Source organism: Citrobacter sp. BDA59-3, from assembly GCF_015167655.1.
GTDB classification, from domain to species: domain Bacteria; phylum Pseudomonadota; class Gammaproteobacteria; order Enterobacterales; family Enterobacteriaceae; genus Phytobacter; species Phytobacter diazotrophicus.
This window is the reverse complement of record NZ_CP063427.1, coordinates 2,266,096-2,292,990: the sequence shown is the minus strand read 5'-3', so window position 1 is coordinate 2,292,990 and position 26,895 is coordinate 2,266,096. Positions and strand designations below refer to the sequence as shown.

Here is a 26,895-nt window from a genome sequence, read left to right as displayed (position 1 = left end):
GACTACCCTAGTTTTCTGCCAGCATTTTTGCCATCCATACACGGTCAATCGCACCGGTGTCATAATGGGCAAGGGTAAATACCTGGGCCCGACTCATCGCCTGCGCGAGTTCAGGTGTGATATTAAAGCTTGCCGCCACTTCATGCTCTTCAAGGCCGGGGCGACGCCGACGACGCTCAACGCGAAAACGTAGCTGGTTATATTTAGCCCAGCCGATAAGTGTCAGACTGATCATACAGGCCACCAGCAGATAGACGCTCAGGGTACTGAGCGTGGTATAAAATGGCCGGACGCCCATAAAGGGATCGTGTTTTATCGCCACCACCAGCCCGCTATAGATCAGCCAGCAAAATCCCAGCCAGGCAACAAGCGTTAAAAACACATCAAGCATGCGCGGAAACAGACGCTGTTCAGTAAAAATTAACGGTTCGATCATGGTTCAATTCTCCCGATACCGCGGTCGGGGCTGACCCAACGCGCTCTGCTGCGTTTGCGCCGCAGCATCACTTTCGGGAAAGCCACCAGGGTTGTGAACAGGCTCAACATCCAGTACACCACCGGAAACCAGATAACCCAGAACAACGACGCTGCAATGCCTTTTTCATAGCGCCGTTCAATAAACAGGCTGACCGCGAATTGCAGCAGGCAGACGACGCCAAGCATCAGGCCAGTAAATGCGGGTGGAAAGAGATGCTGAACATGCAGTGAATCAGGCAGAGGGACGACAAGCCCGATGAGAAACAGCACAATCGTCATCGCATAGGCAAATGCCCACACGCTGGACATACAAAACTCAATAAACAACGGCCACATGCGTCGATATTCCCAGCCCCAGAGGCGACGCATATTGACAATAAAGACTTCGGCACCGCCCTGTGCCCAGCGCAGACGCTGCTTCCAGAGCCCTTTTAACGTCTCAGGCATCAGGATCCAACACAGCGCACGGGGTTCAAAAAAGATAGACCAGTGGCGCAGTTGCAACTTCCAACTGATATCAATGTCTTCGGTGATCATATCCGGGCTCCAGTAGCCCACCTCAGCCAGCGCACGACGACGAAACGCGGCAATAACACCGGAAACAGTAAAAACCTGCCCATAGACACGTTGGGTTCGCTTGATCAACCCGATGATTGATGAGAACTCACCGACCTGCACCCGCCCGATAAGCGTTGATCGCGTGCGAATACGCGGGTTACCGGTCACCGCGCCCACGCGCGGATGATTTAACAGTGGCGCGACCATGTATGCCGCCGCATCTTTATCCAGCAAGGCGTCGCCATCAATACAGACCAGAAAATCACTGCGTGCCGCGGCGGCTCCGGCCGCAAGCGCTACCGCTTTACCCTGGTTTTCCGCCAGATGGATGACCCGCAGCCGCGAATACTCTTCGGCCAATTGATCCAGCACAGCCCCCGTGTTGTCTTTCGAACCATCGTTAATGGCAATGACTTCGATATTGTCGTAACGCTGGGCCAGGGCGGCTTCGATGGTTTCCCGCGCATTTAGCCCTTCGTTAAAGCACGGTATAAGAATGGAAATCAGCGGATTTCCCGCAAGCGTTGGCGCAGGTGTCCCTTCCCCCCATGGCCAGTAACGCTCACGATGAAACCAGAAATAGAGGCCACCGCTCATCCAAAGCGCAGACATAAACAGCGGCCAGAAAAAGACGAAATCCAGAATCACTTCACCCGTAAAGACCACCGCCACACCGAGCGGAAAACTGAACATCAGGCAAAGGATCAGGAATGCGATGATGCGATCGGTCATTTTTGTGGATACCAGTATGATGAGAAAGCGGGGCGTATCTCCGCCATCCGGGGTTGATCGTTGATGAAGTCATCCGGGTAATAGCCGTAGTTTTTGGCGCCGCTCAACCGAAGCTGCTGCATCCACCCGATAAGCATTTCATCACTGATGCCGTCCTGCCCTGCCCCTTTGCGCCAGTCACGCGCCTGCAACTCAAAGACCGTTTTCTCCATTGCGCCAGGGTAACGGGCCACGCGCCCAACCAGCCTGTCCAGCCAGTCGTTCGCCTCTTTCGGCGAAATATCTTCCATCAACGGCATCGCCATCGGTGCCGTCCAGTCATAGGTGCCAAGAAAATCATTCAAATTTTGGGCAAACCAGGTTTCGCTTTGTGGCTCCAGCACCGGCATCGCGTAGATATTGCGCGCCGTTTTCACCTGCGGGCCGCGTATGGATCGAACGGTTTGCGTGAGTTGTTCGGTGAAATCGATAAGCGCCCGGCTTTTAAAACGCGTCCAGCGCTCAAGGAGCTGGGGATTGGCACGAATTTGCGCGATGTCGTGAGGAAACCCGGCAGCGCGATACGCGTCCAGCGCTGCCGGAGAGGCATCTTCATAGTCCGTCAGAAACGCATCATCGTGGAACAAAATGCCCTGAAAGCTGGCGTGGCGAGCCAAATCTTCGTAGATATCGTTGATCCGCTTACGGGCCACGGGGCTCCAGGGTGAAAGCCGCGCATAGTGCCTGCTGTCAGGCGCTGTACGCCCGGCGCCCGGCGACCATGCCATCACACGTGGAACAGAGGCATCAAGATTGAAAGCCAGCACCGGCATCCAGGCATAGACACTCACAGCCGCGCGGGTCTGGAGTTGCCATGCGACAAAGTTGAATAAATCAGCGCGCATCGGCAGCCAGCGGTTCGGGAAATAGAGCGCCTGCACATTGCCATCCCCTTTCGGGTCGGCATAAGCCTGCAAAAATACGTGCGTGATATGCATATCAAAGACGCGCTGAATGAGCGCATCGATATTTTTACGCTGCTGCGCGGGGTTTTTGTCATACACATAATCCAGATCGATGTGCATAACCCGCATAGACTCAGGCTCTCTGACCTGCGCGATCTGGTCGGCAAACTCACGAAGCGACGGATTACCAGTGATAAGCATACGGGGAATGTCGTCCAGGTTTGCCGCATTGGCCAGGCCCTGATTGAGGGTAAAAGCCATCTGATAACCCTGCTGCTTCGCCAGCCTCAACGTGGTGCCACTCGCCGCGCCATACGGCCAGACCCACGCGCGCGGTGAATGCCCCGTCACCTCGGTAATTTTCCGGCTGATATGCACAAGGTCAGCGGTCATTCGTTGCTCAAACTGGCTATCGGTTTCGTACTGCCCCGTGGCGTCATTGAATCCGCGATTAGCCGCGGCAGGCTCGCGGCTGCCCTGCGGATTCGCTTGTTGCCCATAGTGCGAAGCCCAGGTATGTGCGCCAATCTCCATCAGCGACGACTGGCTGGCTTCGCGTACCATTTGCCAGGTCGCAAATTTATCGCGTGGCGTCTTTAGCCCACCAAAATCAATCGGAACATTGGCTGGCGCATCTACCCAAATACCGACAGGCGCCCATAAAGCATGCCATTGATAGGATTTGAGCAGCGGTAAGACGCGCGTGATAAAACTGCTGTAACCGTCATCAAAGGTCAGCAGTACTGCTTTCGGAGGCAGGACACTCTTGCCGGCGTGAGCATCGAGCACCTGCTGCACGCTTATCGGGTGGTAACCATTAACATGCAGCCAGGCAAACTGATCGTTAAGCGCACTGGTGCGTACGGAAAGATAGCGCTGATCCGCGGCGTTATCCTCCACGTCGTGGTACGCCAGCACCAGGAAGCTGTTTTTTGGCCAGGGCTGTTCCGCGTAGAGTGGCGCCCGCGCGGAGGGGGAAAGGTAGCGTGGCGCTGGCGCGCTGGCACACACGTTTGCCAGTATCCACCCTGCGATCACAATGAAGATGCGTAGCCAGTGTTTAAACATGCGTGTCCTTAAAATCTGACATTCAGATCAAAAGCGAGGGCGATATTTCGCTCACGCTTGCCATCGTAAGGACGTTTGTCCCAGGAGAGCGTCACCCCGGCATCCACTACGTTATTCCATTGAATGCGCTGCCCGTAGCCAAGCTGGGTGATGGCACCGCTATTGTGTCCTTGTTGCCAGTAGCCCCCCGCGCCCACGATAAACTGCTGTTTCCAGACGGTATCGTAATGGTGATACATCACGTGCTCCGCACGCAGGCCTGCAACGGCTGAAACGTCACGTTTGGGGTTGTAATAAGGCGTATTGTCTTTGCTGTTGTGGCTACCGTTGATGGCGGGGATGAAATCCAGCGTAAAACGCGGCCGGGTCCATAGCCGCTCTTTGCCGCTGATGCCGTACTCCAGGCGATCATTGCCGTCAGTAAAATGGGCGCCCGCCAGTGAAAACTGGTATTCGCGACGTTCGTTGTGGTACCAACGCAGCCAAAGGTCGCCACCGTTGGAACTTACGCCATTGCGTAACGCACGCAGCGGCGTATTACGCGACAACCGCTCCGCCGAACCACCCACCCGCCAGTTGTCATTAAAATCGTGCCAGGCAGACAGGCGTCCACCGACTTTCTGCCCGTCGCCGTAGTTATGCCCGGACACTTCCAGTTCGGCCCAGTTATCCCGTGAGGTCCACTCCGCACCGGCGCCGATATCGCGGTTAATCCCCTTGCCTTCTTCAAACTCACCGCTGGCAAAGTTATAGCCCGCAAAGAGTCGCCAGTTATCATCAATGGGCGGGCTGTACAGGGTGGTGTTCAGGGTGAAATCATGTTTGCCGCTAATCGGGCTGTCCGACGAAATCCCCTGCGTGCCGCTGATACGCAGCTCCGCTTTATTGTGTACCGCCAGCAGGCGTTCGAGCTGACGGGTGGCGAAATCATCGGGACTTCGTGCGACCACATCACTGGTCAGTTCATTGGCCTGCCGCCACTCCTGCAATTCCAACGCCGTCGACGCCTGCTGTCTCTCCAGCGCCAGGTTGGTGGGTTCAATGACCTCAGCAAGCTTAAGTTCGCGTTCTGCCGCGTGCGGGAGGCCCCGCGCCAGCAAGACCGACGCTAAAGCAATACGCAGATCCTGATTACCCGCGGCCTTACTCACCAGCGTTTGCGCTTGTTTTTGTGCGGCAGCTAAGTCATTGGTTGCCGTGAAATAGTCGATAAGCAATGACTGACCGAGCAGCCAGTTATCGTTAGGTTGCGGTGTGGGTGACCCCTCGAAATAGATTAAGTAAGGGCTTTTACTGATGTAGGTGTCCAGTTGCTGCTTTGCTTTATCGAAGTGATTATTGTCGAGACGTGCATAGAAAAGGTCTTGCTGGTCATCCATGGTGAGCGGCATCACCGCGACAGGGCCATGCGGGTAGAAAACCGCTTCCAGCATTGATTCCGCTTTATCAGGCTGTCGCTCGGCAAGCCAGGCAGAGGCAACCCAGCGCCGGGCATAATTGGGAACGTGTTGTCCATCGGCCTCCAGCGCTTCATATTCGGCAATGACCTCAGCACTGCGTTTGCGAATCACCAGGGCACCCAGTCTGTCGATTCTGGCGCGCCGCACATCCTCTTGCGCCTCAGGGTTATCTTTCCAGGCAGCGATGAAGGCGTCATAGCGGGCAAGCGCTTGATCGGCCACCAGATAGCGCTCTTCTTCGTTGCGGGCGGGCGTAAACGCCGCGCGTACTGTCTGGGCGGCGGCATCGAGTTCAAGCTGGCGGGTGATCGCATCGGACTGCGGGTTGCGCTCATAAAGCGACAGCGCGGGGCCGGCTATCCGGTTAGCCGTCATGGCGGACAGCAGTGTCGGCACCACATTTTTGCTTGCCGGTGAATCCGAATCAACGCGGGTCGCGGCGAGTAACGCATCCCAGTTTTTACCCTGCGCCTTGTAAACATAAGCCAGCAGCGCATCGCGTTCCGGCCCAGGAGACTGCTCTGCCCACTGCTGTGCGGCGGTAAGGGCCTCTTCGTTACGCCGGGCATCGGCGAGGGTCATTATCCATCCGGTTCGCGCGTCATTGTTGTCGGGCTCCTCACGCAAAACGCGCTCCCAGATATTCAGTGATTCATCCCACTTTTTCAGATTGCGCAGGGCGCGTGCCACGGCGATTTGTCCGCGGACCGGAATGACCATTTTGTCCTGATAGCGGCCCCATACTTCCAGCGTCTGCGCATCGTTATCTGCCCAGGCGGATACCTGTAGCCAGTCGGCAACTTGCTCTGGCGTCAGCGGCGTAGTTTGCTCACGGGCATTGAGATACGTTAGCAGCGGCTGGCGATCCCCTTTTCGTGCCTGAATAATCAGCTCATCGTAGGCAGGGTTCGCGCCATAGGCGAAAAATGGCAACATCATGCTCACCGCAAATAAGCAGGTTCCTGATTTAAACCGTTTCACTGAATTAACACGCCGATGAAGAGTAACCATAACCATCCCTGCACCTTTATATCGAAAGTGAGCATTTCATTACTTTATTGCCGCAATATGACGAAAAATTAATAAATACACCAGACCTACAAATTCATGACGAAATAAAAAAATATCATACTTTTCTCCTATTTTTATTTATTAAAATGCAAACTATGGAAAGCAATAAAATAAATAAAAAACGCTTACAAACGTTAGCTTCACTATTTTAATTTAGCCATAAGAAAATAAAAAAATATTATTACGCTACAATAGAAATAACGCCAGCCGCCTCAACCCCCTGACAGGCCTGGGATGCAGTCAGTCTGTACAGGTCATGGTGATGATGGTATTACCGATGGCTATACACTCCAGAGGATTATTCATTCCGGGACTCATGAATTACACGTTTCAGCACCTGAAATCGTGGGCTTCTTTGCTAACGCTTTACTGAAATAGGGATGTTGCGACATATCAGGGGGCAATCATTTTATAGGGAGGAAATCATTTTCTGTATTACCGACACACATCACAAAATTTCGAGATTATGGGATTAGCCAATCGCTAATAAAAAGCATGCTGTTATTGCCAGTATGGGCGCGACATTATTTTTTACCGGCCAGGTATTGTAAAACTCACCTTCTCACCGTGACGGTGAAAAACACGGGGCCGGCAGAAAATGAGCGCTACCGGGTGGGCGACAACAGAACGCTATCGTCTGCACGCCCGCCCGGGTCAAAGGCGTCATTCCCGGTCTGCGCTGTCGCCCCGACTTATCGCTCCCAGGGGGCAGGCTCGGCAAACTTCTCCAGCAGAAAATTAATAAAGGCCTTAATGCGCGGCGTCTGCATCAGGCGTGTGGGTGTGACGGCGTGAATAAAACTCTCCTGCACCGGATAATCAGGCAGGACAATCTGCAAGCGCCCGGCCTTGAGATCATCGGCAACATGCCAGACAGACTGGAGTGAGATCCCCCGTCCATATACCGCCGCGTCACGTAACAATTCACCGAAGTTGCTCTCGATCTTGCTGTTTATTTTTACCCGAAAGGTTCCCTCGCCAGGGGCGAGCAATGTCCAGATATCCCGCTTGCCGTCGGCGTCCGTCATCAGTAATCCGTCATGCGCTTCGAGTTCGGCAGGATGCTGCGGCACCCCGCGTCGCGCCAGATAGGAGGGCGACGCCACCAACACGCGCTGGTTTGGCGCGATCCGTCGCGCGACCAGGCTTGAGTCTTTAAGATTGCCGATGCGGATAGCGAGGTCGTATCCCCCTTTTACCAGGTCGACCACTTCATCACTGAGGTGCGCCACAAAATTGACGTCCGGATGTAACGACTGAAATTCCGCCAGCAGCGGCGAAATGTATAAACGCCCGAAGGACGCTGACATCGTGACTCTGATAGTCCCGGTCACTTCGGAGCGGCTGGTATGCAAACTCTCGCCAAGGGCATTTAACGCCTCAATCAACGGCCGCCCTTGTGATGCCAGTAATTCTCCTTCCGGGGTGGGATAAAGACGCCGGGTTGTACGGTTGAGGAGCCTGGCCCCCAGGCTCTCCTCCAGGCGCTGTATTCGCTTGCTGGCCACCGCCAGCGAGAGATTTTCACTGCGTGCGGCGGCGCTGATAGAGCCTAAATCCACCACCCGCAGGAAAAGCGAAATGTCACTGATGCGCTCCATAAATTCTCAATTTGTCGTCGATAATAATTTTGCATTGTAGTGATTTATTTGATGAAGGCGCAATGGCACGGGCCGTTTCCCGCCCTGCCATTTCGGGCTTACCCTTTCCCCAGTTTTGACAACATCTCCGGGCGCATAAATTTATGAATAACCAGCATAAACAGCAGCGACGGCACCAGTAAAATCAGGGCGGTAATGGACGACACCTGATAGTTCCCCGACATACTGGCGTTATACAGCAGCAGCGGTAAGGTGGTGATGTCCGGCGCGCCAACGAAAAAGGTGCCGGTAAACTCATCGAGCGATTCGAGGAAGACAAAAATACTGGCGGCGATAATGCCCGGCGAGGCCTGCGGCAGCACGATATACCAGAAGGTGTAGACTGGCCCGGCCCCGAGGTTCCGTGACGCCCTCGCCAGCAGCGGATCCACGGCGGAAAACGCCGCCACGCAGATCCATACCGAGTACATCAGGCCGTGTACGCTGTGCACCAGCACCACGCCGGCTACCATGCCATTGAGACCCCACTGATAGAACAACCGGGCGATATTCATATATACCGTCAGGTTCGGGAACGCCTGCGGAATCAAAAACAGCAGCATAAACAGCACCCGCAGCGGCATCCCGCGCCGTGAGAGCGCATACCCCGCCGGGACCGAAATCAGCAGGCAGACGGCCACCGACAACACGGCGATAAACACGCTGGTGAGCAGCGAGCCGGAGACATCACTGTAGGGGCTGAACACCTGATACCAGTATTTCAGCCCCCACTGACCGGGTAGCGCATGAGGGAAAAACCAACTCTCCGCCACCGTCCAGATAAGTAAATTCAATAACGGGCCAAACATCGCCAGCAACATACAAAGTAACAGCAACGTTTGCAGAGGCAGGCTGGCGCTCAGTTTCCTGCGCCCTTTCGCAAGCCATGTTTCCGGTAATGTCATTGTTGCCTCTTTCACCATTCGCCTCCCTTCTGTTGCAGGCTGTGGCGCAGATAGAACCATGACAGCGCGCCACAAATCAGTAGCGACACCACGCCAAGCGCGTTTGCCACGGCATAGTCACCGTAGGAGTTAACGCGAAACGCCATATCCACGGTCATCATGGTTGGCGTCCCCACACCGATCATCAGCGGCACGGACAGCACCGACATCATGGTCACGGTGGAGAGCACCAGCGCCACGCCGATGGCGGGTAATACCTGCGGCAGGATGATGTCGAACAGAATACGTGGACGCGAGGCTCCAAGATTTCGGGCGGCCAGTATCTGTGACTGCTCCAGCGCCGCCATCGCGCCGCAGATAAGCAGCGTGGCGAACGCCAGTTGTTTCCAGACAAAGGTGATGATGATCCCTTTCCAGCCCAGCCAGGAGACGGTCTCCAGCGGCGTAAAGAGATCGGTTGCCACCAGTGCATTGTTCATCAGGCCGTTTTTCGCCAGAAAAGTGCGCATCATCTGCGCGGCCACAATAAAGGGGATAAACAGCGGCAGGCGGTACAAAAACCCCAGCATTCGCACAATGGGCCGACAGGGTGACAAGGTGATCACCGCCGAGAGGGTGATGGAAATCACCGCCAGCAGCGCGACTGAAACCAGCACAATCACCAGCGTAAAGGCAATATCGCTGGAATAGAGCGCGTAGACTTTACTGAAATGAGCCAGCGTTAGCTTTCGGTCATCGTCAGTAAACGCGGCAACCAGCGAGAACCCCAGCGGATATAAAAAGAGTACGGCGATCATCAGCGCGGCAGGCGCGACCAGTAACACATTTTTCAACGAACGGCGCATAGCAAAACCTGGTGTCAGCAATAAGAAAAAGCACAGGGCGGCATCCTGCCGCTCCTGAGTATCAGCGGTATACCCTAAATGTTAATTGGCGACATGGCTTTCATAGCCCTCTTTTATGTCGTCAAAGTAAGGGGTAATCGGGAAACTTTTGCCGTAATCCGCCAGCGCTTTCGGCGAAATTTCCGCAAACAGTTTCTGCCAGGTCGCCGGATCCAGCTTCGGCTTCACATGCTCGGCATCAATACCCGGGTACCAGTTAAACTGTTTCACAATGCCTTGCGCCTGTACGTCCGGGCTGGTTGCCAGCTCGATAAACTCACGCGCGAGCTGCGGATTTGCCGCCTTTGCCGGGGTGACGTAGTACATCGGTTGCCCTGGCATACCCGGCGAAAGCAGCGTCAGTTTGATGGACGGCGGTAGTTTGCCCTGATCTTTCCAGCTATAGAACATATCCACCCACACCGGCCCCATCGTGATCTCGCCACGACTGAGCATATCGAGCGTCCCGGCATTGCCTGGCGTGAAGGTCACGTTCTTGTTGAATGCCTTTAGCTTCTCGAACGCCTGACTCCAGTTTTTCTCCACGCCTTTATCGTAAGGCAGTGCGGACAGACGCTGAGCATCCGTACCATAGGCGTACATCCAGCCCACCACAAAGCTCACGCCGGACATACCGTTCTTGATCCCGTTATAGCCAAAGGCCTGCGGGTTTTTCTGCGCCCAGTTCACCAGCTCATCGTAGGAGGCCGGCGGGGTTTTGATCGCCTCGCTGTTCCAGGCGATGGCGGTCTGGCTTAAAAACATCGGCATGACGTACCCGTCGACATTCACGCCGAGGGCATTTTTCGCGTTATCCGCGCTCACCATGCTGCCGGTGCTGATCTGCTGACGGTATTTCGCAAGCAGCCCTTTTTCCACCAGTTCGCCACCGGCTTTTTGGTGAACGACCGCCACATCAATATCCCAGGTCTTCGCATCGCTCTCTTTTTGCGCGGTCAGTTTCTCAATGATTTTGTTCGAACCGGCATCGCCAGGACCGGTGCCCACCACCTGGACTTTGACGCCAGGATGCGCCGCTTCAAATTTCGGCCCCAGCCAGGTTTTTACGTAATCCACCATATTCTGATCGCCTGCTGTGGCAACGTTCAGGATGGTGTCGGCCTGTGCGCCGTAGCTTAGAAACAATGCAGTCACTACCGCAACTTTCGTTTTAATAAACATGGTCTATCCCCAAAATGAACACGATGATGTCAACTTGCTTGTGATGATGGAAAAATATGTAACGCGGGTGCCGGGACGTGGAGCCGGACGGTTGTCTGCGCGGGCCAGCACTGTGTTGAATCCGCCAGTAACAGTCGATCATGGCAGCGCACGCTGTGGCGATATAAATTGCCAAGAAACGCACTTTGCTCGACAACGCCACTGAGCGTTAACCCCTCTTCTGGGGTGCCCGTACTTAATGCACTGAGTGCCGCATCGGCGCTGCGAAAATAAAGAGTGCGGTCACGGAAATCGTCGGTTGAATATTTCCCCTGGGTACGCAGGGAAATATCCTGCACGGCAAAGAGTTCGTTTGCGGGAATTTTATTATCGGCCCCCATAAAATCGGCGACAAAAGGCGTTGCCGGACGCTGATAAATATCCTCCGGGGTGCCTATTTGCTCGATTCGGCCATTATTTAACACTGCAATACGATCGGCCATTACCAGCGCTTCCTGCTGATCGTGAGTAACAATTAATGAGGTGAAACCGAGGCGTTTTTGCAGCGCCTTAATTTCATGGCGCACATTGAGGCGGACTTTGGCATCGAGGTTCGACAGAGGTTCATCGAGCACCAGCACATCGGGTTCGATCGCCAGGGCACGCGCCAGAGCGACACGCTGGCGCTGGCCGCCGGAGAGTTCTGTCACCTTCACATCCGCAAGACCGGTGAGATTGACAATGTTCAGCAGATCCGTAACCCGGCGGTCAATGTCGTCGCGGCGCCATTTGCGCAGCTTTAACCCGTAGCCAATATTGCGCGCCACCGTCAGATGCGGCCACAACGCGTAGCTCTGAAACACCATGGTGATATTGCGCTGCTCTGGCGCGCTGTGGGTAATATCGCGATGGGCAACGGCAATCTCCCCGCTTTGTACCGGAATAAAACCGCACAGCGCATTTAGCAGAGTGGTTTTTCCACAGCCCGACGGGCCCAGCAGGGCAATCATTTCCCCTTTTTCGACCTGCAGATCGATATTATGCAGCACGACCTTATCGCCATAGCTAATTTTAAGACCGCTTATCTGTAAATAACTCATATTCGCTACCCAAAAAATCGCTGCTTATTTTTTCACGCCGATGAACACGTGTTCATTCGAATGTAAAAAAAATGCAATGTTGACTCGACATCATGTGTGCCTACTTTGTCGGGTATTTGTGACAATTTAATTAAGACTCTGGTCATCAGGCTATTTTATTTGTCCGTTTGGCCCAGGGCAGTGCTCAGAAGCCTAAAAAATTTTTGGTGAGGGAAAAATGAAAATCGATGTTCTTGGCTGCGGTAGCGCTTTCTCCCGTGAACAAAATACCTCTGCGCTGCGGGTCATTGACGAGGCGAACCGGCAATGGTTAATCGACTGCGGCCCCACGATTCCCCGTGCACTCTGGCAGCGCGGAGGGGATATCAACGATATCGACGTTATCTATTTCACCCATGTCCACCCGGATCACTGCGTCGGGCTGACGGCTCTGCTGAACTACTGGAAAAGCTTCTCGCGCCAGAAACCGCTGGTTATCTATTGTCAGCCACAGCAGCGCCCGGTACTGATGCAACTGGCGGCGCTGGCTAACTGGCCGCAAACCACCCTGAGTTTCGATCTCGACTGGCGCGACACCACCGACGCATGGCACTGGCACGACTGGCATATTCGCACCGCAGAAACCCGGCATGAACTGACCAACCGCGCCATTCGCATTACCTTTGGCGGGCGGACGCTGTTTTATAGCGGCGACGGTCGCCCGACGGCGGCATCCATCGCGTTAATGGCCGGGGCCGACCTCGCCTTTCAGGAGTGCGCTTCACTGACCGCACTCAGCGACGATGCCTCACACGGCGATTTCCCCTCCTGTCTGGCGCTTTTCCGGCAACTGGCTATCCCGTTTTTTGGGCTCTACCACTGCTATGACGCGATACTCGATGATCTTAAGACCGCCTGTCAGCCCTGGGATGGCCTGTTCGTCAGTCGCGACGGCCTCCAGTTGCCACTGGATACACCCCAGATTGACGGTGAGGAACGCCCGGCATGAGCGCACTGCCTCGCAAACAGAGCGTGACCGCGCAGGATGTCGCCCACCGGGCGGGCGTCTCGCGGGCGGTGGTCTCCCGCGCGCTCAGCAATAACGGCAGTATCTCTCCCGACACCCGTGAGCGTGTATTGCGCGCGGCAGAGGAGCTCGGCTATCAGGTCAATTTCCTCGCTCAGGGGCTGAATCGCCGCCGCAGTCATCTGATTGGGGTCATGGTCTCGCGCATCAGCGATCCGTTTCGCAGTAGTTTGCTTGACGCTCTGCTTGGCGAGATCCAGCGTCGCGGTTTTCAGGCACTGGTGAGTGAAATTCGCAGCGAACAGGATCTGGCCCGCACGCTGCGCCGCTTTGCCCAGTTTCGCGTCTCCGGGGTCATCGTCACCTCCGGGCAACCGCCGGAATCACTGGTCAACGAGTGCGTTTCGCAACAGATCCCGGTGGTGGGTATCAACCGTCAGCCGGATATCCCGTTTGTGGATTATGTCTGTTCCGACAATGTCTGCGGCGCGACGCTCGCCGCCGGGCAACTGGTCGGCAACGGCTGCCGACGTTTCGGCTGGCTCAATACGTCTCACTCCACCTGGGCCGGGCGGATGCGTGGCGATGCGTTTTATCAGGCGTTGCAGGCGCTCGGTGTGGATACCACGCGCGATCTGCAGGCGCTCATCGCCCCTACGGAGGGGTACGATGGGGGGGTTCAGGCGGCTTTAAGCGCAGATGCGAATCTTGAGGGCATCTTCTGTGCCAATGCGCAGCTCGCCTGCGGTTTTCTTGACGGAATGCGTCAGCGCGGCAGACACGCGCCGGACGATTTCGAGCTTATTGGTTTTGACAATACGCCACAAACGGCGCAATACAGTTATCAACTGACCACCCTGCATCAGGATGTTGCGGAAATTTCCCGCCAGGCCTTAACCCGCCTGCTGGAACGGGCCGACGATCCGCAACAGCCTTCGCGCACGACATGGGTGGATGTGCAATTAATTCATCGGCGCACGTCGCCATTATCTCAATAAGAGCAGGCCATGACGGAAGAACAGCAGCAGTCATTATGTGCATTGATTCGCCAGTTGGGCGCACAGGCGCAGGCATTACGTAATGCGGGATTACAGGTCGATAAAAAGGCCCGCCAGGATTTTGTGTCTCATGCGGATCTGTTTGTCGAAAAGGAGGTCAAAAGCTGGCTCAACAGCCACTGTCCACAAGATGGTTTCCTCGGGGAAGAGAGTGGTCTGCAAGGGGGTGAGCAAGGTACCTGGGTGCTCGACCCTATCGACGGGACCACCAATTATATTCAGGGGATGGATTACTGGTGTATTTCGCTGGCTTATGTTCGCCATAACGTGATTGAACTGGGGATTGTCTATGCCCCGGATCGTGATGAGTTTTTCTTTGCCCGCCGTGGCAAGGGAGCGTTTCTTAACGAGCAGCGTTTGACGCTACGCGAACCGGATCCGGATACGGTGATTATTGGGATGGGGCGCTCCAGCCGCGCGCCGGTGGAAAACTATACCCGCACGATTGCCCGTGTGATCAATGCAGGTATGGAGTATCGCCGGTTTGGTGCCGGGGCGCTGATGCTGGCCCACGTCGCCACCGGGCAGGTGCACGCCTATTATGAGGAACATATGAATAGCTGGGATGCGCTGGCGGGGTTGTTGCTTATCGTTGAAGCAGGCGGCACCAGTAATGCGTTTCTCGCCGATAACGGACTGATCAATGGCAATCTGGTGCTGGCCGGTTGCGTCGATGTGCAGGCGCGTCTTTCCGCTCTGCTGGTTGGTCACTAACTTCTTCCTGCAAAAAACTCCCCGGTGGCGCTACCGCTTACCGGGGCTACTCGCTATTTCGTGAGGCCTGAACGTCTGGTAGCCCGGATCAGGCGCGTGCGCCGCCATCCGGGTTCCGTATCGCTACACCAATGTCGCCAGACTACAGATAGCCGCCAGCATCACGATAAACAGCGCACCCTGACCAAACCGCCGCAGCACGCGCCATTGCTGAAACTCACGTTCATCAGCTTCATCCATCAGCCGTTCCGCCGCTTTCTCTGCTTCTCCGCACGCCACCGACCTGCGTACGAGGATATGCGTATAATATTTGCGCATGACATAAATCGTGATCTGATTCCAGATAAAGGTGGCAGGCAACAACGCGAAAATAATGGTCACAAAACTGTGTGCGAATGTCCCTTTACCAGGGAAAACGCGATCAAAAACGACAGAGAGCCCCACCATCAAACCCAAATAAACAACGCCCCCCAGCCAGGTCTCCACATGGCTGTTGGCACGCGATCGGGCTTCTTTGTAATTTTTATGGCCGACGCTGGCAGGCAGCCCCGTAAGCTCCGGAATATCTTTGCCACTCCAGTAGATCTTCATCTCAACCCTCATCCCGAATAAACGCCGCATTTACGATATCCGCAATGTCCATCCGGGTATATTAAATTCTGCGTAAACCATCACGTCATTGTTATTAAGGGCAAAAACCCATCGGCTCAACCCCCGGCGTCTGCGTTACACTTATCCTTCTACCCTAATTACTATTCCGGCCGCGGCAGACATCACAGGGAGCAGGAAAGATGTCAAAGAAAACCATTTTACCCTCCGTACTGGCTGAGATCTTTTCGCCCGCCACCCGCGACTGGTTTGTCTGCGCTTTTCAGCACCCCACGCCGGTACAGGCGCAAACATGGGCGGCAACCAATGCCGGGGAACATGTGCTCGCCATCGCGCCTACCGGTTCAGGTAAAACGCTGGCGGCCTTTCTCTACGCCCTGGACCAGCTTTATCGTGAAGGTGACGCCCCCTCTGAGGAGGCGGTTGAGAGAAAAAAAACCACGCGCATTCTCTATATCTCGCCGATAAAAGCCCTGGGCAGCGACATTCAGCGCAACTTACAGATCCCGTTACAGGGCATCAGCGAACAGCGGAAAAAATACGGCGCGCCGGAAGTGGCAATCCGCGTGGCGATGCGCACAGGCGACACCTCTTCTCAGGAACGGGCAACACTTGTGCGCCATCCTCCTGACATCCTCATCACCACGCCGGAGTCGCTCTACCTGATGCTCACCTCCAGGGCGCGTGAAACATTGCGCGGTGTCGAAACGGTTATCGTCGATGAAGTCCATGCGGTAGCGGGCAACAAACGTGGCGCGCATCTGGCCCTCAGCCTGGAGCGGTTAGATGCCCTGCTTGCCAGACCAGCCCAGCGTATTGGCCTGTCCGCGACGGTGCGTTCACCGGGCGATGTAGCGCAGTTTCTGGGGGGCGATCGTCCGGTTACCGTGGTCAACCCACCGGCCCTTCGCCATCCGGACATTCGTATTGTGGTGCCCGTTGCCAATCTCGATGACGTCCTCTCCACAAGCGCCGGAACCGGGGAAATCAGCCACGCGGGCAGGGAAGGCTCCATCTGGCCGCATATCGAATCCGGTATCCTCGACCAGGTACTCAGCCACAACTCGACTATTGTGTTTACCAACTCCCGTGGTCTTGCGGAAAAACTGACTGCCCGGCTCAATGAACTCTATGCCTCACGCATGGCAGAAGCGCTCGAAGAACAAAGCGACTCAGCGCACTTTGTTTCGTCGTCCGGGGCGACATCCAACCGTGCACAAACCGGGCAGGTGTTTATCGCCCGTTCGCATCATGGATCCGTATCAAAAGAACAAAGGGCCATCACGGAACAGGCGCTGAAATCCGGGGAATTGCGCTGCGTGGTCGCCACATCAAGCCTTGAACTGGGGATTGATATGGGAGCAGTGGATCTGGTGATTCAGATTGCCTCCCCCCTTTCTGTTGCCAGCGGCTTGCAGCGTATCGGCCGCGCCGGACATCAGGTGGGCGGTATATCGAAAGCCCTTTTCTATCCGCGCACCCGGCGTGAGCTGATTGATTCCACGGTCGTGGTCGACTGTATGCTGGCGGGTAAACTCGAAACCCTGACTCCGCCGCGAAATCCCCTTGATGTGCTGGCCCAGCAAACTGTCGCCGCCGTCGCCATGGATGCGCTAAACGTGGATGACTGGTATGCCACCGTTTGTCGCGCAGCGCCGTGGAAAGCGCTGCCACGGGATGTCTTTGACGCCACGCTTGATATGCTGGCGGGACGCTATCCTTCCGGTGATTTCTCTGCTTTCCGGCCACGGATTATCTGGCAGCGGGAGAGCGGCCAGCTCACCGCCCGACCCGGCGCGCATCTGCTGGCGGTGACCAGCGGCGGCACCATCCCTGACCGGGGAATGTTCAGCGTCCTGCTCCCGGAGGGGGAAGAACAGCCAGGTGCCCGGCGGGTGGGCGAACTTGATGAAGAGATGGTCTACGAGTCCCGTGTTAATGACATCATCACACTGGGGGCTACCTCCTGGCGCATCCAGCAAATCACTCATGACCAGGTGATTGTGACCCCGGCCCCCGGTCGCTCCGCCAGGCTGCCGTTCTGGCGCGGCGAAGGGAACGGGCGTCCCGCCGAACTCGGCGAACTGATCGGCGATTTTATGCATGCCCTTGCCGACGAGGCATTTCTCGTCTCACCCAACGCGCTCGCCTTGCCGGGTTTAAGCCACGATGAAAACGCGCTTGCCAACATCAAAGGGCTCATTGAGGAGCAACGCAGCGCCACGGGGATCATTCCGGGCAGCCGACATCTGGTGCTGGAGCGCTGTCGCGATGAAATGGGCGACTGGCGCGTCATCCTGCATTCGCCGTATGGCCGCCGGGTACATGAGCCCTGGGCGCTGGCGATCGCCGGACGTCTTCACGCGTTATGGGGGGCAGACGCCTCCATTGTCGCCAGTGACGACGGTATCGTCGCCAGGCTACCGGATACCGAGGGAAAAACGCCGGACGCCGACGTATTTCTTTTCGAACCCGAAAAATTAGGCCGACTTGTCCGGGATGCGGTGGGCAACTCTGCGTTATTTGCCGCCCGTTTTCGCGAGTGCGCCGCGCGCGCATTGCTTATGCCTGGGCGCACGCCCGGCCGTCGCTCCCCCCTCTGGCAACAGCGCCTGCGTGCGGGTCAGTTGCTGGAGATCGCACGCGGCTATGCGGATTTCCCCATCTTGCTGGAAACCGTACGCGAGTGTCTGCAGGACGTGTACGACCTGCCCGCGCTGGACAGGCTGATGCGCCGCCTGAACACCGGGGAAGTGCAGATTTCCGGGGTGACGACGACCACCCCGTCGCCTTTCGCCGCCAGCCTGCTCTTTGGCTATGTGGCAGAATTTATGTATGAGTCCGATGCCCCGCTCGCCGAACGCCGGGCTTCGGTATTGTCGCTGGATAGCGAACTGCTGGGTAACTTGCTGGGCCAGGCCGATCCTGGTGAACTGCTCGATCCGTCGGTCATTCGACAGATCGACGATGAGTTGCAGCGTCTGGCCCCCGATCGCAAAGCCCGTGGCAAAGAAGGCCTTTTTGACCTGCTGCGCGAACTGGGCCCGATGACGCCAGACGATCTCGCCGCGCGCCACCGGGAGAGCCGGGATGCGGTTAACCTCTGGCTGGAGAAACTGCTGGCGGAGCGGCGCGCCTTTGTGGTCACGATTGGCGAAAGCCAGCGCATCGCCTGTATGGACGATGCCGCACGGCTTCGGGATGCGTTGGGGGTGCGGTTGCCGGCAGATCTGCCCGACATCTGGCTTAATCCGGTGGCGACCCCGCTCGCTGACTTATTTTTGCGCTATGTTCAGACCCACACGTTGTTTACCGTCCAGCAGATCGCCCACGCCTTCGGCCTTGGGGTCGCCGTGGCGCAAGAAGCGCTGGAAAAATTGCGCGACCAGGGCAAAGTGATGCGCCTGCGCGCCGGGAAACCCGCCCAGCCAGACGCGCGCTCCGCCTCAGACTGGGTGGGTGAAGAGATTTTCCGTCGCCTGCGTATCCGCTCGCTGCAGGCGGCCCGCGAAGCGACACGCCCGGTCCCGGCGACGGCTTTTACCCGCCTGCTGCTGGAGCGCCAGGGGGTGCTTGCCGGGTCTGATGGCAGCCCGGCGTTTCATAGCAACTTATCCGGCGGCGTGTTTGAAGGCGTTGACGGCGTCCTGCGCGTTATCGAGCAACTGGCCGGACTGGGCTTACCGGCTACGCTATGGGAAAGCCAGATTTTACCCGCACGCGTGCGGGACTACGCCCCGGAGATGCTTGATGAGCTGCTTTCAACGGGCGAAGTGATCTGGTCCGGGCAGAAGAAACTTGGTGACGATGACGGGCTGGTCGCCCTGCATATCCAGGAGTATGCAGCGGAAACCCTCAGCGTGCCGCACGCAGACAACGCGGCACTCTCTGCGCTACAGCGGGACATTCTGGCGGCACTTGCCAACGGCGGGGCCTGGTTCGCCCACCAGCTTAGCGCGCTTATTGATTCGCACCGCGCCCCAGGCGATGAGACGCTGACGCCGGATGCCCTGCATGAAGCGCTGTGGGGGCTGGTCTGGCTGGGGTATATCACCACCGATATCTGGTCGCCTCTGCGCGCGTTATCCCGCATGGGGAGCACGTCCCGCCCGTCATCTCAGCGTCGCGTTCGAAGCCGACGCGGGCGTCCGGCGCTGGCACCCCACCCGGCCAGGGCGGTGCATATGTCGTTCAGTACGCCGACGCTTGCCGGGCGCTGGTCGTTGTTGCTTGCCGATAAACTCAGTGACACCGAATGGTTACTTGCGCTGGCAGACAATATGCTCGACCGCTACGGCATAGTCAGCCGACGGGTGGTGATGATGGAGAACCTGCCGGGCGGTTTTCCGGCGATGCAGGCCGTCTATCGCAATATGGAAGATGCCGGGCGTATTCTGCGCGGGCGTTTTGTAGAAGGGATGGGCGGCACGCAATTTGCCGAACGGCTGACCATTGACCGTTTGCGCGAGCTGTCGACGACACAACCTGAAAAAGCTGTCTTCACGCCGGTTGCGCTATCTGCCAGCGATCCGGCGAATCCCTTCGGTACGCATTTGCCGTGGCCGGCTCATCCTTCCTCACTGGTGCCGACTCGCCGCAATGGCGCGCTGATTGTGATTACCGGGGGCATACTGCGCCTCTACCTTGCTCAGGGCGGCAAAAAAATGATTGTCTGGATGGACGATGACGAGGCCATCGCCGGGCAGGTCTTCCGCGCGCTGGCGGTTGCGCTGCGCCGGGAGCCGCGTCTGCACTTCACGCTGGAGGAGATTAACGACACCCCGGTGCGCCAGATGCCGATCTTTACCCTGCTGCGGGAGGTCGGTTTTTCGAGCTCACCGCGCGGGCTGGACTGGGGGTAACCTCCCCTTTTGTTACATCAGTTCGCTGGCACAGGCGCATATCAGCTTACGCAGCCACTTTTGCGCGCTCCCCCCGTCGGAACGGCGGTGCCAGAGCAAATTGAACTCAATGGCGGGCAGTTCCACGGGTGGCGTCAGCATCACCACGTCCCTGCTCTGCTCGCTGGCAAGCACGCTGCGCCTGAGCACCGTCGCGACATAATGGGTCTGCTGAACAATGGAGGACACAGCAACCATGACCGGTAAGGTCAGGCGGATCTCCCGGCGTAACCCTTTGCCCCTGAGCCACTCGTCCACAAGGCCATAATGGCTCCCCTCCGGGGAGACAAGGATGTGCCCCATGCTGAGATAGGTTTCGAGCGTCATGCCATCGCGTGCCGCATCGCTGTCACGCCGCACCAGGGTGACAAACTCATCGCTGAAAAGCGGCTGTGAGAGGATGCGGCTTTCTGACTGGGTGGGCGCGATGCCGATGACCAGATCAACTTTGCCGGCATCCAGCATCGACACCGCTTCATCACGATCAACAAACGTATGCACATGGATCGTCACCCCAGGCGCCTGCTGGCTGATGGCGCGCATAATACCCGGCAGCAACACCAGCGTTGGGTACTCAGACATCCCCAGCGTAAAGGCGATTTTTTTCTCCTGCGGCGTGAAGGCGTCATCCGGCGTCAGCAGGTTTGTCAGCTCCTGCAGCGCTTTCGTCACATGGACCGCAATCTCCTTCGCCCTGGCAGTCGGCACCAGACCAGAGGCGCTGCGAATAAAGAGCGGGTCGGCAAAATGGGTTCGCAGGCGCGACAGTGCCGCGCTCATCGCAGGCTGACTCACCGAGGCCCGAATAGCCGCGCGGGTGACATTCTGCTCTTCCATCAGCGCATCAAAGGCCACCAGCAGATTCAGATCAAGCCCTCTAAAATCCATAGAACGAATATTCCTCTATATCTGTTATCTATTTCATTTATACCACCTGCCGATGGGATACTGGCGGCACATTAAAGCATTTCCCCAAAAAGCGTCCCAGCCCGAGGTAAAACCATGTCAGACCATGAAGAAATCGCCCATCGCCTTTTGACAGAACGTAAAGCCGTCGAAACGCTCTACCAGGCATTTAGCCTGCAACAGCCGGATTTAGTTAATGAGGCCGTTACCGCAGACTGGGCCGATATCCCGTTAGCGCCCGGCCAGCAGCCAGGGCCGGAAGGGCTCAAGCCAATCATAGCGATGTTTACCGCGGCGTTCCCGGATGTGCGTATCGTTATTCATGACGTAATCCAGGTTCCGGGGCAGATTGCCGTGCGCGCCGAGATAATCGGTACGCATAAAGGCACCTTTATGGGGATTGCCGCGACGGGTAAAAAAGTCAGCATTCGCCTGCATGAGATGCATCAGCTTAACGGTGAGCGTATTACGGCCACCTGGCATATGGAGGACTGGCTCGGTCTGTTCATGCAGCTAGGTCAGTTTCCGCCGCAACCCTAACTCCCCCGCCTTTTCGCATCCTCTCCTGGCGCAACGCCCTGAGAGGGTGTGAATAGTGTTAAAGCATTCCGCTAAGCGTGCCGTTAATAGAAAGAATGGACCTCCGGAGTGATACGCATGCTACGACCAACCCTCACAGGTAATGCCAGCTTTTCGTTATCCACCGCGACATCGGACACGACGTCCCGAAACCGCGAACAAAATTCAGCATCCGCGCTGCCACAGCAGGCAACGGCCACCGCCGATAGCACGGTCTCGTTAAGCCAACAGGCGAAAGATTACTACACCAGGTTGCAGAACGACCTTGAAGCCGTTAACCGGTTGAATGAGTTCAGCGCCGCCTCACGCAAAGCCGACGCGCGCGCCAAACTGGAAGCGATAAAGCGAGAAATTGAGCGCCTTAAAGCCATGCTGATGCGTTTTGGCAATGCCTCTGCTTACGTCCTTAAACAGCTCAAACAACTCTCGGCCCAGATGGGTCAGGCGGCATCGCAACTCGGGCAAAGTGACAGTGCCAGTGCAAGCAATAGCGTCGACACAAATAGCAGCGGTACGGCGGCGTACAGTGCGATTCAGTCCCTGACAGACGGCAATGCCGGGAGCAAAACTGACGCTATGGCCGCTGCACGCGCCCCCGACGACGGCCAGGAAAACCACAAGTCAGCGAGTGATGACAGCGAAACCAGTGATAGCGCTGGCCTGACGCAATCGCTTTCTGGTGGTATCCGTGAACAGTTGCAGGAGAGCGACTCGCGGCATAAAGACGCGCAGCTATTAAAAGATGTCGTGCGTGAACTGCGCTCATTGTTGTCGATGGTCAAAAGCAAAATGCGCGATGAAGACAAGGATGACCGCGACGTGAAAAAAGATATCGATGCGGTGCAACAGCAGCTTAATACCGGCGATCAGGCCATTCAGCAGATGGGTTTTCAGAGTATCGTCTGACCGCTTTTAAACCGAAGCTTCCTCACCGCTAACCCTCCTCGTTCAAATCCGCACGCCGGTGCGGATGTTTCCATCCTTGCGGCGTTATGCCGTCGCCAAAATCACCCTGTCTATACTTGGCCTGTACTGCGTCTGAATCTGCGTGGCACGCATAACCCCTTGCATGGAGAACTGCATGACCCAGATAAACTCACTTACCGACCATGATCTCGCCTTGCTTGACCGTTACTGGCGAGCAGCCAATTATCTCTCCGTCGGGCAAATCTACCTGATGGACAATCCGCTCTTGCGCGAGCCCCTCAAACCAGAACACATCAAACCCCGCCTGCTGGGACACTGGGGAACCACGCCGGGTCTGAACTTTATTTATGCCCACCTGAACCGTGCCATTCGTCAGCGCGATCTCGATATGCTGTATGTATGCGGCCCCGGACACGGGGGGCCGGGTATGGTGGCCAATACCTGGCTTGAAGGCACCTACAGCGAAATCTACCCCGACGTTACCCCCGATGGCGAAGGCATGAAAAAGCTGTTTCGCCAGTTTTCCTTCCCCGGCGGGATCCCCAGCCATGCGGCACCGGAAACGCCCGGTTCCATTAACGAAGGGGGCGAGCTGGGTTATTCGCTTTCCCATGCTTTCGGTGCCGTGTTCGATAACCCAACGCTGATTGCCGCCTGTGTCATTGGTGACGGTGAAGCAGAAACCGGGCCACTCGCCTCAAGCTGGCACGGTATAAAATTTCTCAATGCCGCCCGCGATGGCGCCGTTCTACCCATACTGCATCTCAATGGCTATAAAATTGCTAACCCGACCATTCTCGGTCGCGCCAGCGATGAAGACCTGTGCCAATTATTCCGTGGCTATGGCTACGAACCGCTGTTGGTTAGCGGCCACGAGCCAAAAATCATGCACCACCAAATGGCCCAGGTGCTGGACGACGCGCTCGATACCATTCGTGATTACCAACACGCGGCGCGAAGCGGCGGTGCCACAGCGTCCGTGCCGCGCTGGCCGCTGATTATCCTTCGCAGCCCCAAAGGATGGACCGGTCCACAAACGGTTGACGGTAAAAAAGTGGAGAATTTCTGGCGCGCGCATCAGGTTCCGGTTTCATCGTGCCGTGAAAATGAAGAACACCGACACATCCTTGAACAGTGGATGCGCAGCTACCATCCCGACGCTCTCTTTGATGAGCAGGGACGGCTGCATCCAGAACTGCGTGCCCTTGCCCCGACAGGGGATAAGCGGATGGGAGCCTCGCCCTGGGCGAATGGCGGTCGGCTGCGCAAAGACCTGATCTTACCTGAGCTGGCGCCGTATGCCGTAGAGGTCACCTCGCCGGGCGATAGCCAGGCGGAGTCCACCGCCGCACTGGGAGCGTGGCTTGCAGGTATTTTTCAGCGTAACCCGGATAATTTTCGCCTGTTCGGCCCGGATGAGACCGCATCGAACCGGCTAAGCCGCGTTTTTGACGTCACCAGCCGCACATGGCTGGAACCGCTTAAATCGTATGATGAGCAACTTGCGCCCGATGGCCGCGTCATGGAAATCCTCAGCGAACATCAGTGTCAGGGGTGGCTTGAGGGGTATCTGCTGACCGGACGTCACGGTCTGTTCAATTGCTATGAAGCGTTCATTCACATTGTCGACTCCATGTTCAATCAGCATGCCAAATGGTTGAAGGTGTCGCGCCATCTGCCCTGGCGTGCGCCGATATCGTCCCTCAACTACCTGCTCTCTTCCCATGTCTGGCGACAGGACCATAACGGTTACAGCCACCAGGATCCGGGCTTTCTCGATCATGTTGCCAATAAGAAAGCCGAGATTGTCCGTATTTATCTGCCGCCGGATGCTAATACGTTACTGTGCGTAGCCGGGCACTGCCTGCAAACCTGGGATCGCATTAATGTCATTGTGGCCGGAAAACAGCCCGCTCCACAGTGGCTGACACTGGATGGTGCGGCAAAACACTGTGCCGCCGGGATGGGCATCTGGTACTGGGCCGGTACGGTATCGGAAGGCGAAGCGCCGGATGTGGTGATGGCCTGTGCGGGCGATGTGCCGACAATGGAAACACTTGCTGCCGTCGACCTTCTGCGTAGCTATGTGCCAGAACTGCGTATCCAGGTGGTGAATGTGGTGGACTTAATGGCGCTACAGACGCAGGATCAACACCCGCATGGCCTGAGTGAAGAGGCTTTTGATGCGATTTTTACGCGTGATAAACCGGTTATCTTCGCTTTTCACGGCTATCCAAGTCTGATTCACCGTCTCACTTACCTGCGTAACAACCATCAAAATTTTCATGTTCGCGGCTTTATGGAAGAAGGCACCACCACGACACCCTTTGATATGACGGTGCTTAACGGGCTCGACCGTTTCCATCTGGCCCAGGAGGCGCTTTTGCGCATACCGTCTTTGCAGGGAAATGTGGAGGATATTCTGGAAGCGTTACAACAGAAGATTGCCGCGCACCATCAATATGTGCGGGAATATGGCGAGGATCTTCCCGAGGTGCAAAACTGGAAATGGCCTTCCCAACAAGGGGAAGGCACAGTTCCCGAGTAACTTAATATCGGGATCTCAGGCGACCATTTGCAGGCACGCTTGTGCACAGGCCCGACAGGCCTGTGCACATTGCTGGCAATGCGCGTGCTGATGCCTGCCACACTCTTCCGCACAGGCTCTGCAAACATCCACGCAAATACGGCAAAGCGGCATAATATGGTCGCTTTCCAGCGTCATGAATTGAGCTGCCAGGCGACACAGCGCAGAACACTGCACATCCAGCTTGATGCAATTTCGCATCATCGCAAGGTCGTCTTCGTTCAGACAGCTTGCGGCACAATGCTCGCAGGCGATGGCACACTGATAACAGGCATCGATACAGTCTTGATGTTCGGAATGCATATTCGTCTCCTCATGTTGATAAGCGACTCACGTCATCTGACATTCGCCCTCTCACGTAAAATCAACTTTTTATGTTCCGATGTCACACTCAGCCACGGCGTATTAAAAAGGCGTAACACGTCAAAAACGCAGAATGGCATATTCAATAAGCCATCGATTTAATACACAGTTCTTACTGAGCGTAGAATTTGTGCGCACAACATTTGTAAAGATTTGTATATATACAGCTTTAATGGCCGAAAAAACCAGCAACATCCCACAACAAATAACGGATGTAATGAATATTCCTGAATTACATTTCTCACCAACTCTATTGATTCAATAACGTTTTATTTTCGCTGCAACTTTTTATTTTTAGAAATCAAATAAATTACTCCCCTCGCTTTGCGACAAAATGTTTCTGCGCTGCGCTTTGACGAATTTACGCGAACAGCTAGAGTTAATTCCTGAACGCGATTGATACGGTATTTACTGTCGTATCGATTATATCAAAAACCCATACGGGAGATATAGAATGGCGGAACATAGAGGCGGCTCAGGTAATTTCGCAGAAGACCGTGAGAAAGCATCAGAAGCAGGGAAAAAAGGCGGGCAGCACAGTGGGGGTAATTTTAAAAATGACCCTGAACGTGCTTCTGAAGCCGGTAAAAAAGGTGGCCAGAACAGCCACAGCGGTGATAAAAAATAGTGTTTATTTTATCACCCCGCTTAATACTCATTGAGCGTCAATAAACGAGTCGGTAACGGCTCGTTTACTTTTTTTGAAGCTTACTGACGGCTTTACCGATAACACTTAACCCACTGCAAACAAGGAGCTTATAACATGAAGTCATTTATCCTGCCACTGCACACGCAGTCAAACCATAAAAAATAAGAGAGTTGTTCATGCCAGCACAAGATCCACCAGAACAAAATGAATCGACAATAGCAGATAATACTGTCGTTAAATCACCCGATATCATCACTATTCATTACTCTGATAACGACGATATACCGCTTCGTCTTGCCCCCTGGCAGTTACGTCTGGTGAGATGTTTAGCCGATCGCAAGCTATCGAATGAAGAATAAAAGCAAAAGGTTTTCAGCGTCCTTCTCATCCCCTTTCTCTTTATTATTCTGTAACGGCCTGGTTTTATTGCATACCCGACAATACTGTCTCCTCATCACCCATTTATTTCTCTCTTACTGACCGGTTCAGGCACTGTCCGAATGCGACCAGTTAGTGAGTTCCCGGCTTAATTAGCATAAGGAACATGTCATTACCACCAGATGCAGGGGAAATCCCTCTGCATCTGTGGTGGTACG

The 26,895-nt window shown here is 55.8% G+C and carries 21 protein-coding genes; 9 read left to right on the top strand and 12 right to left on the bottom strand.

Features of this window, described 5'->3' with window-relative positions:
• Window positions 1–7 precede the first annotated feature (7 nt).
• The 9 genes from pgaD to IP582_RS10745 form a co-directional block, all read right to left on the bottom strand.
• Window positions 8–436, bottom strand: coding sequence for a poly-beta-1,6-N-acetyl-D-glucosamine biosynthesis protein PgaD (pgaD, locus tag IP582_RS10785; RefSeq protein ID WP_071194903.1), 429 nt, complete (start codon window positions 434–436; stop codon window positions 8–10).
• The gene (gene pgaC / locus IP582_RS10780) at window positions 433–1,767 is read right to left on the bottom strand and encodes a poly-beta-1,6-N-acetyl-D-glucosamine synthase (RefSeq protein WP_193795931.1); all 1,335 of its coding nucleotides are present in this window, start codon (window positions 1,765–1,767) and stop codon (window positions 433–435) included. The genes pgaD and pgaC overlap by 4 nt, the downstream gene beginning before the upstream one ends.
• Window positions 1,764–3,779: a poly-beta-1,6-N-acetyl-D-glucosamine N-deacetylase PgaB gene (pgaB, locus tag IP582_RS10775; protein ID WP_193795930.1), complete on the bottom strand. Its 2,016-nt coding sequence runs from the start codon at window positions 3,777–3,779 to the stop codon at window positions 1,764–1,766. Before pgaB ends, pgaC begins: the two co-directional genes overlap by 4 nt.
• A gap of 8 nt (window positions 3,780–3,787) precedes the next feature.
• Window positions 3,788–6,250 (bottom strand): poly-beta-1,6 N-acetyl-D-glucosamine export porin PgaA, encoded by a 2,463-nt coding sequence (gene pgaA, locus IP582_RS10770; protein WP_193796237.1) that lies wholly within the window; start codon window positions 6,248–6,250, stop codon window positions 3,788–3,790.
• A gap of 752 nt (window positions 6,251–7,002) precedes the next feature.
• Window positions 7,003–7,911 carry a LysR family transcriptional regulator gene (locus tag IP582_RS10765; RefSeq protein ID WP_193795929.1) on the bottom strand — a complete coding sequence of 303 codons (909 nt, stop codon included), beginning with the start codon at window positions 7,909–7,911 and terminating at the stop codon, window positions 7,003–7,005.
• A 98-nt stretch (window positions 7,912–8,009) separates the two neighbouring features.
• On the bottom strand, window positions 8,010–8,855 hold the full coding sequence (locus tag IP582_RS10760; protein WP_193795928.1) for an ABC transporter permease: 846 nt from the start codon (window positions 8,853–8,855) through the stop codon (window positions 8,010–8,012).
• An 11-nt stretch (window positions 8,856–8,866) separates the two neighbouring features.
• Window positions 8,867–9,700: an ABC transporter permease gene (locus IP582_RS10755; protein ID WP_193795927.1), complete on the bottom strand. Its 834-nt coding sequence runs from the start codon at window positions 9,698–9,700 to the stop codon at window positions 8,867–8,869.
• An 81-nt stretch (window positions 9,701–9,781) separates the two neighbouring features.
• Window positions 9,782–10,921: an extracellular solute-binding protein gene (locus tag IP582_RS10750; protein WP_193795926.1), complete on the bottom strand. Its 1,140-nt coding sequence runs from the start codon at window positions 10,919–10,921 to the stop codon at window positions 9,782–9,784.
• A gap of 29 nt (window positions 10,922–10,950) precedes the next feature.
• Window positions 10,951–12,000 (bottom strand): ABC transporter ATP-binding protein, encoded by a 1,050-nt coding sequence (locus tag IP582_RS10745; RefSeq protein WP_193795925.1) that lies wholly within the window; start codon window positions 11,998–12,000, stop codon window positions 10,951–10,953.
• Between the two features lie 217 nt (window positions 12,001–12,217).
• Here IP582_RS10745 and IP582_RS10740 point away from each other — a divergent pair, with 217 nt between their 5' ends.
• Genes IP582_RS10740 through IP582_RS10730 form a run of 3 tightly spaced genes read left to right on the top strand, consistent with a single transcriptional unit; the run spans window position 12,218 to window position 14,778 of the window.
• Window positions 12,218–12,988 carry an MBL fold metallo-hydrolase gene (locus tag IP582_RS10740; RefSeq protein ID WP_193795924.1) on the top strand — a complete coding sequence of 257 codons (771 nt, stop codon included), beginning with the start codon at window positions 12,218–12,220 and terminating at the stop codon, window positions 12,986–12,988.
• Window positions 12,985–14,004: a LacI family DNA-binding transcriptional regulator gene (locus tag IP582_RS10735; RefSeq protein WP_193795923.1), complete on the top strand. Its 1,020-nt coding sequence runs from the start codon at window positions 12,985–12,987 to the stop codon at window positions 14,002–14,004. Before IP582_RS10740 ends, IP582_RS10735 begins: the two co-directional genes overlap by 4 nt.
• 9 nt (window positions 14,005–14,013) lie before the next feature.
• Complete coding sequence (locus tag IP582_RS10730) at window positions 14,014–14,778, top strand: inositol monophosphatase (RefSeq protein WP_193795922.1); 765 nt, start codon at window positions 14,014–14,016, stop codon at window positions 14,776–14,778.
• Window positions 14,779–14,901: 123 nt separating this feature from the next.
• Here IP582_RS10730 and IP582_RS25325 read toward each other — a convergent pair whose 3' ends face one another.
• On the bottom strand, window positions 14,902–15,369 hold the full coding sequence (locus IP582_RS25325) for a hypothetical protein (RefSeq protein WP_228007967.1): 468 nt from the start codon (window positions 15,367–15,369) through the stop codon (window positions 14,902–14,904).
• 200 nt (window positions 15,370–15,569) lie between these two features.
• Here IP582_RS25325 and IP582_RS10720 point away from each other — a divergent pair, with 200 nt between their 5' ends.
• Window positions 15,570–20,249, top strand: a complete 4,680-nt coding sequence (locus IP582_RS10720; RefSeq protein WP_193795921.1) for an ATP-dependent helicase — start codon at window positions 15,570–15,572, stop codon at window positions 20,247–20,249.
• Between the two features lie 12 nt (window positions 20,250–20,261).
• Here IP582_RS10720 and IP582_RS10715 read toward each other — a convergent pair whose 3' ends face one another.
• Entirely contained in the window at window positions 20,262–21,176 is a 915-nt protein-coding gene (locus tag IP582_RS10715) for a LysR family transcriptional regulator (protein WP_193795920.1), read from the bottom strand.
• A 114-nt stretch (window positions 21,177–21,290) separates the two neighbouring features.
• Here IP582_RS10715 and IP582_RS10710 point away from each other — a divergent pair, with 114 nt between their 5' ends.
• The 3 genes from IP582_RS10710 (at window position 21,291) to IP582_RS10700 (ending at window position 25,248) form a co-directional block, all read left to right on the top strand.
• Window positions 21,291–21,734: an ester cyclase gene (locus IP582_RS10710; protein ID WP_193795919.1), complete on the top strand. Its 444-nt coding sequence runs from the start codon at window positions 21,291–21,293 to the stop codon at window positions 21,732–21,734.
• A 117-nt stretch (window positions 21,735–21,851) separates the two neighbouring features.
• Window positions 21,852–22,679, top strand: coding sequence for a hypothetical protein (locus tag IP582_RS10705; protein ID WP_193795918.1), 828 nt, complete (start codon window positions 21,852–21,854; stop codon window positions 22,677–22,679).
• A 175-nt stretch (window positions 22,680–22,854) separates the two neighbouring features.
• Complete coding sequence (locus IP582_RS10700; RefSeq protein ID WP_193795917.1) at window positions 22,855–25,248, top strand: phosphoketolase; 2,394 nt, start codon at window positions 22,855–22,857, stop codon at window positions 25,246–25,248.
• Between the two features lie 15 nt (window positions 25,249–25,263).
• On the opposite strand, the gene IP582_RS10695 is transcribed toward IP582_RS10700, so the two are convergent.
• Window positions 25,264–25,590: a four-helix bundle copper-binding protein gene (locus IP582_RS10695; protein ID WP_039079286.1), complete on the bottom strand. Its 327-nt coding sequence runs from the start codon at window positions 25,588–25,590 to the stop codon at window positions 25,264–25,266.
• A 514-nt stretch (window positions 25,591–26,104) separates the two neighbouring features.
• Here IP582_RS10695 and IP582_RS10690 point away from each other — a divergent pair.
• Window positions 26,105–26,278, top strand: a complete 174-nt coding sequence (locus IP582_RS10690) for a general stress protein (RefSeq protein WP_064572407.1) — start codon at window positions 26,105–26,107, stop codon at window positions 26,276–26,278.
• A gap of 197 nt (window positions 26,279–26,475) precedes the next feature.
• Complete coding sequence (locus tag IP582_RS10685; RefSeq protein WP_193795916.1) at window positions 26,476–26,658, top strand: hypothetical protein; 183 nt, start codon at window positions 26,476–26,478, stop codon at window positions 26,656–26,658.
• Window positions 26,659–26,895 lie beyond the last annotated feature (237 nt).

What these genes read in the sequence shown, in the direction of transcription:
- IP582_RS10715 (WP_193795920.1), bottom strand. Translation starts at nt 21,176, where the DNA reads ATGGATTTTAGAGGGCTTGATCTGAATCTGCTGGTGGCCTTTGATGCG.
- pgaB (WP_193795930.1), bottom strand. Translation starts at nt 3,779, where the DNA reads ATGTTTAAACACTGGCTACGCATCTTCATTGTGATCGCAGGGTGGATA.
- IP582_RS10765 (WP_193795929.1), bottom strand. Translation starts at nt 7,911, where the DNA reads ATGGAGCGCATCAGTGACATTTCGCTTTTCCTGCGGGTGGTGGATTTA.
- IP582_RS25325 (WP_228007967.1), bottom strand. Translation starts at nt 15,369, where the DNA reads ATGAAGATCTACTGGAGTGGCAAAGATATTCCGGAGCTTACGGGGCTG.
- IP582_RS10685 (WP_193795916.1), top strand. Translation starts at nt 26,476, where the DNA reads ATGCCAGCACAAGATCCACCAGAACAAAATGAATCGACAATAGCAGAT.
- pgaA (WP_193796237.1), bottom strand. Translation starts at nt 6,250, where the DNA reads ATGGTTACTCTTCATCGGCGTGTTAATTCAGTGAAACGGTTTAAATCA.
- IP582_RS10705 (WP_193795918.1), top strand. Translation starts at nt 21,852, where the DNA reads ATGCTACGACCAACCCTCACAGGTAATGCCAGCTTTTCGTTATCCACC.
- IP582_RS10710 (WP_193795919.1), top strand. Translation starts at nt 21,291, where the DNA reads ATGTCAGACCATGAAGAAATCGCCCATCGCCTTTTGACAGAACGTAAA.
- IP582_RS10760 (WP_193795928.1), bottom strand. Translation starts at nt 8,855, where the DNA reads ATGACATTACCGGAAACATGGCTTGCGAAAGGGCGCAGGAAACTGAGC.
- IP582_RS10695 (WP_039079286.1), bottom strand. Translation starts at nt 25,590, where the DNA reads ATGCATTCCGAACATCAAGACTGTATCGATGCCTGTTATCAGTGTGCC.
- IP582_RS10730 (WP_193795922.1), top strand. Translation starts at nt 14,014, where the DNA reads ATGACGGAAGAACAGCAGCAGTCATTATGTGCATTGATTCGCCAGTTG.
- IP582_RS10740 (WP_193795924.1), top strand. Translation starts at nt 12,218, where the DNA reads ATGAAAATCGATGTTCTTGGCTGCGGTAGCGCTTTCTCCCGTGAACAA.
- pgaD (WP_071194903.1), bottom strand. Translation starts at nt 436, where the DNA reads ATGATCGAACCGTTAATTTTTACTGAACAGCGTCTGTTTCCGCGCATG.
- IP582_RS10755 (WP_193795927.1), bottom strand. Translation starts at nt 9,700, where the DNA reads ATGCGCCGTTCGTTGAAAAATGTGTTACTGGTCGCGCCTGCCGCGCTG.
- pgaC (WP_193795931.1), bottom strand. Translation starts at nt 1,767, where the DNA reads ATGACCGATCGCATCATCGCATTCCTGATCCTTTGCCTGATGTTCAGT.
- IP582_RS10750 (WP_193795926.1), bottom strand. Translation starts at nt 10,921, where the DNA reads ATGTTTATTAAAACGAAAGTTGCGGTAGTGACTGCATTGTTTCTAAGC.
- IP582_RS10700 (WP_193795917.1), top strand. Translation starts at nt 22,855, where the DNA reads ATGACCCAGATAAACTCACTTACCGACCATGATCTCGCCTTGCTTGAC.
- IP582_RS10745 (WP_193795925.1), bottom strand. Translation starts at nt 12,000, where the DNA reads ATGAGTTATTTACAGATAAGCGGTCTTAAAATTAGCTATGGCGATAAG.
- IP582_RS10720 (WP_193795921.1), top strand. Translation starts at nt 15,570, where the DNA reads ATGTCAAAGAAAACCATTTTACCCTCCGTACTGGCTGAGATCTTTTCG.
- IP582_RS10690 (WP_064572407.1), top strand. Translation starts at nt 26,105, where the DNA reads ATGGCGGAACATAGAGGCGGCTCAGGTAATTTCGCAGAAGACCGTGAG.
- IP582_RS10735 (WP_193795923.1), top strand. Translation starts at nt 12,985, where the DNA reads ATGAGCGCACTGCCTCGCAAACAGAGCGTGACCGCGCAGGATGTCGCC.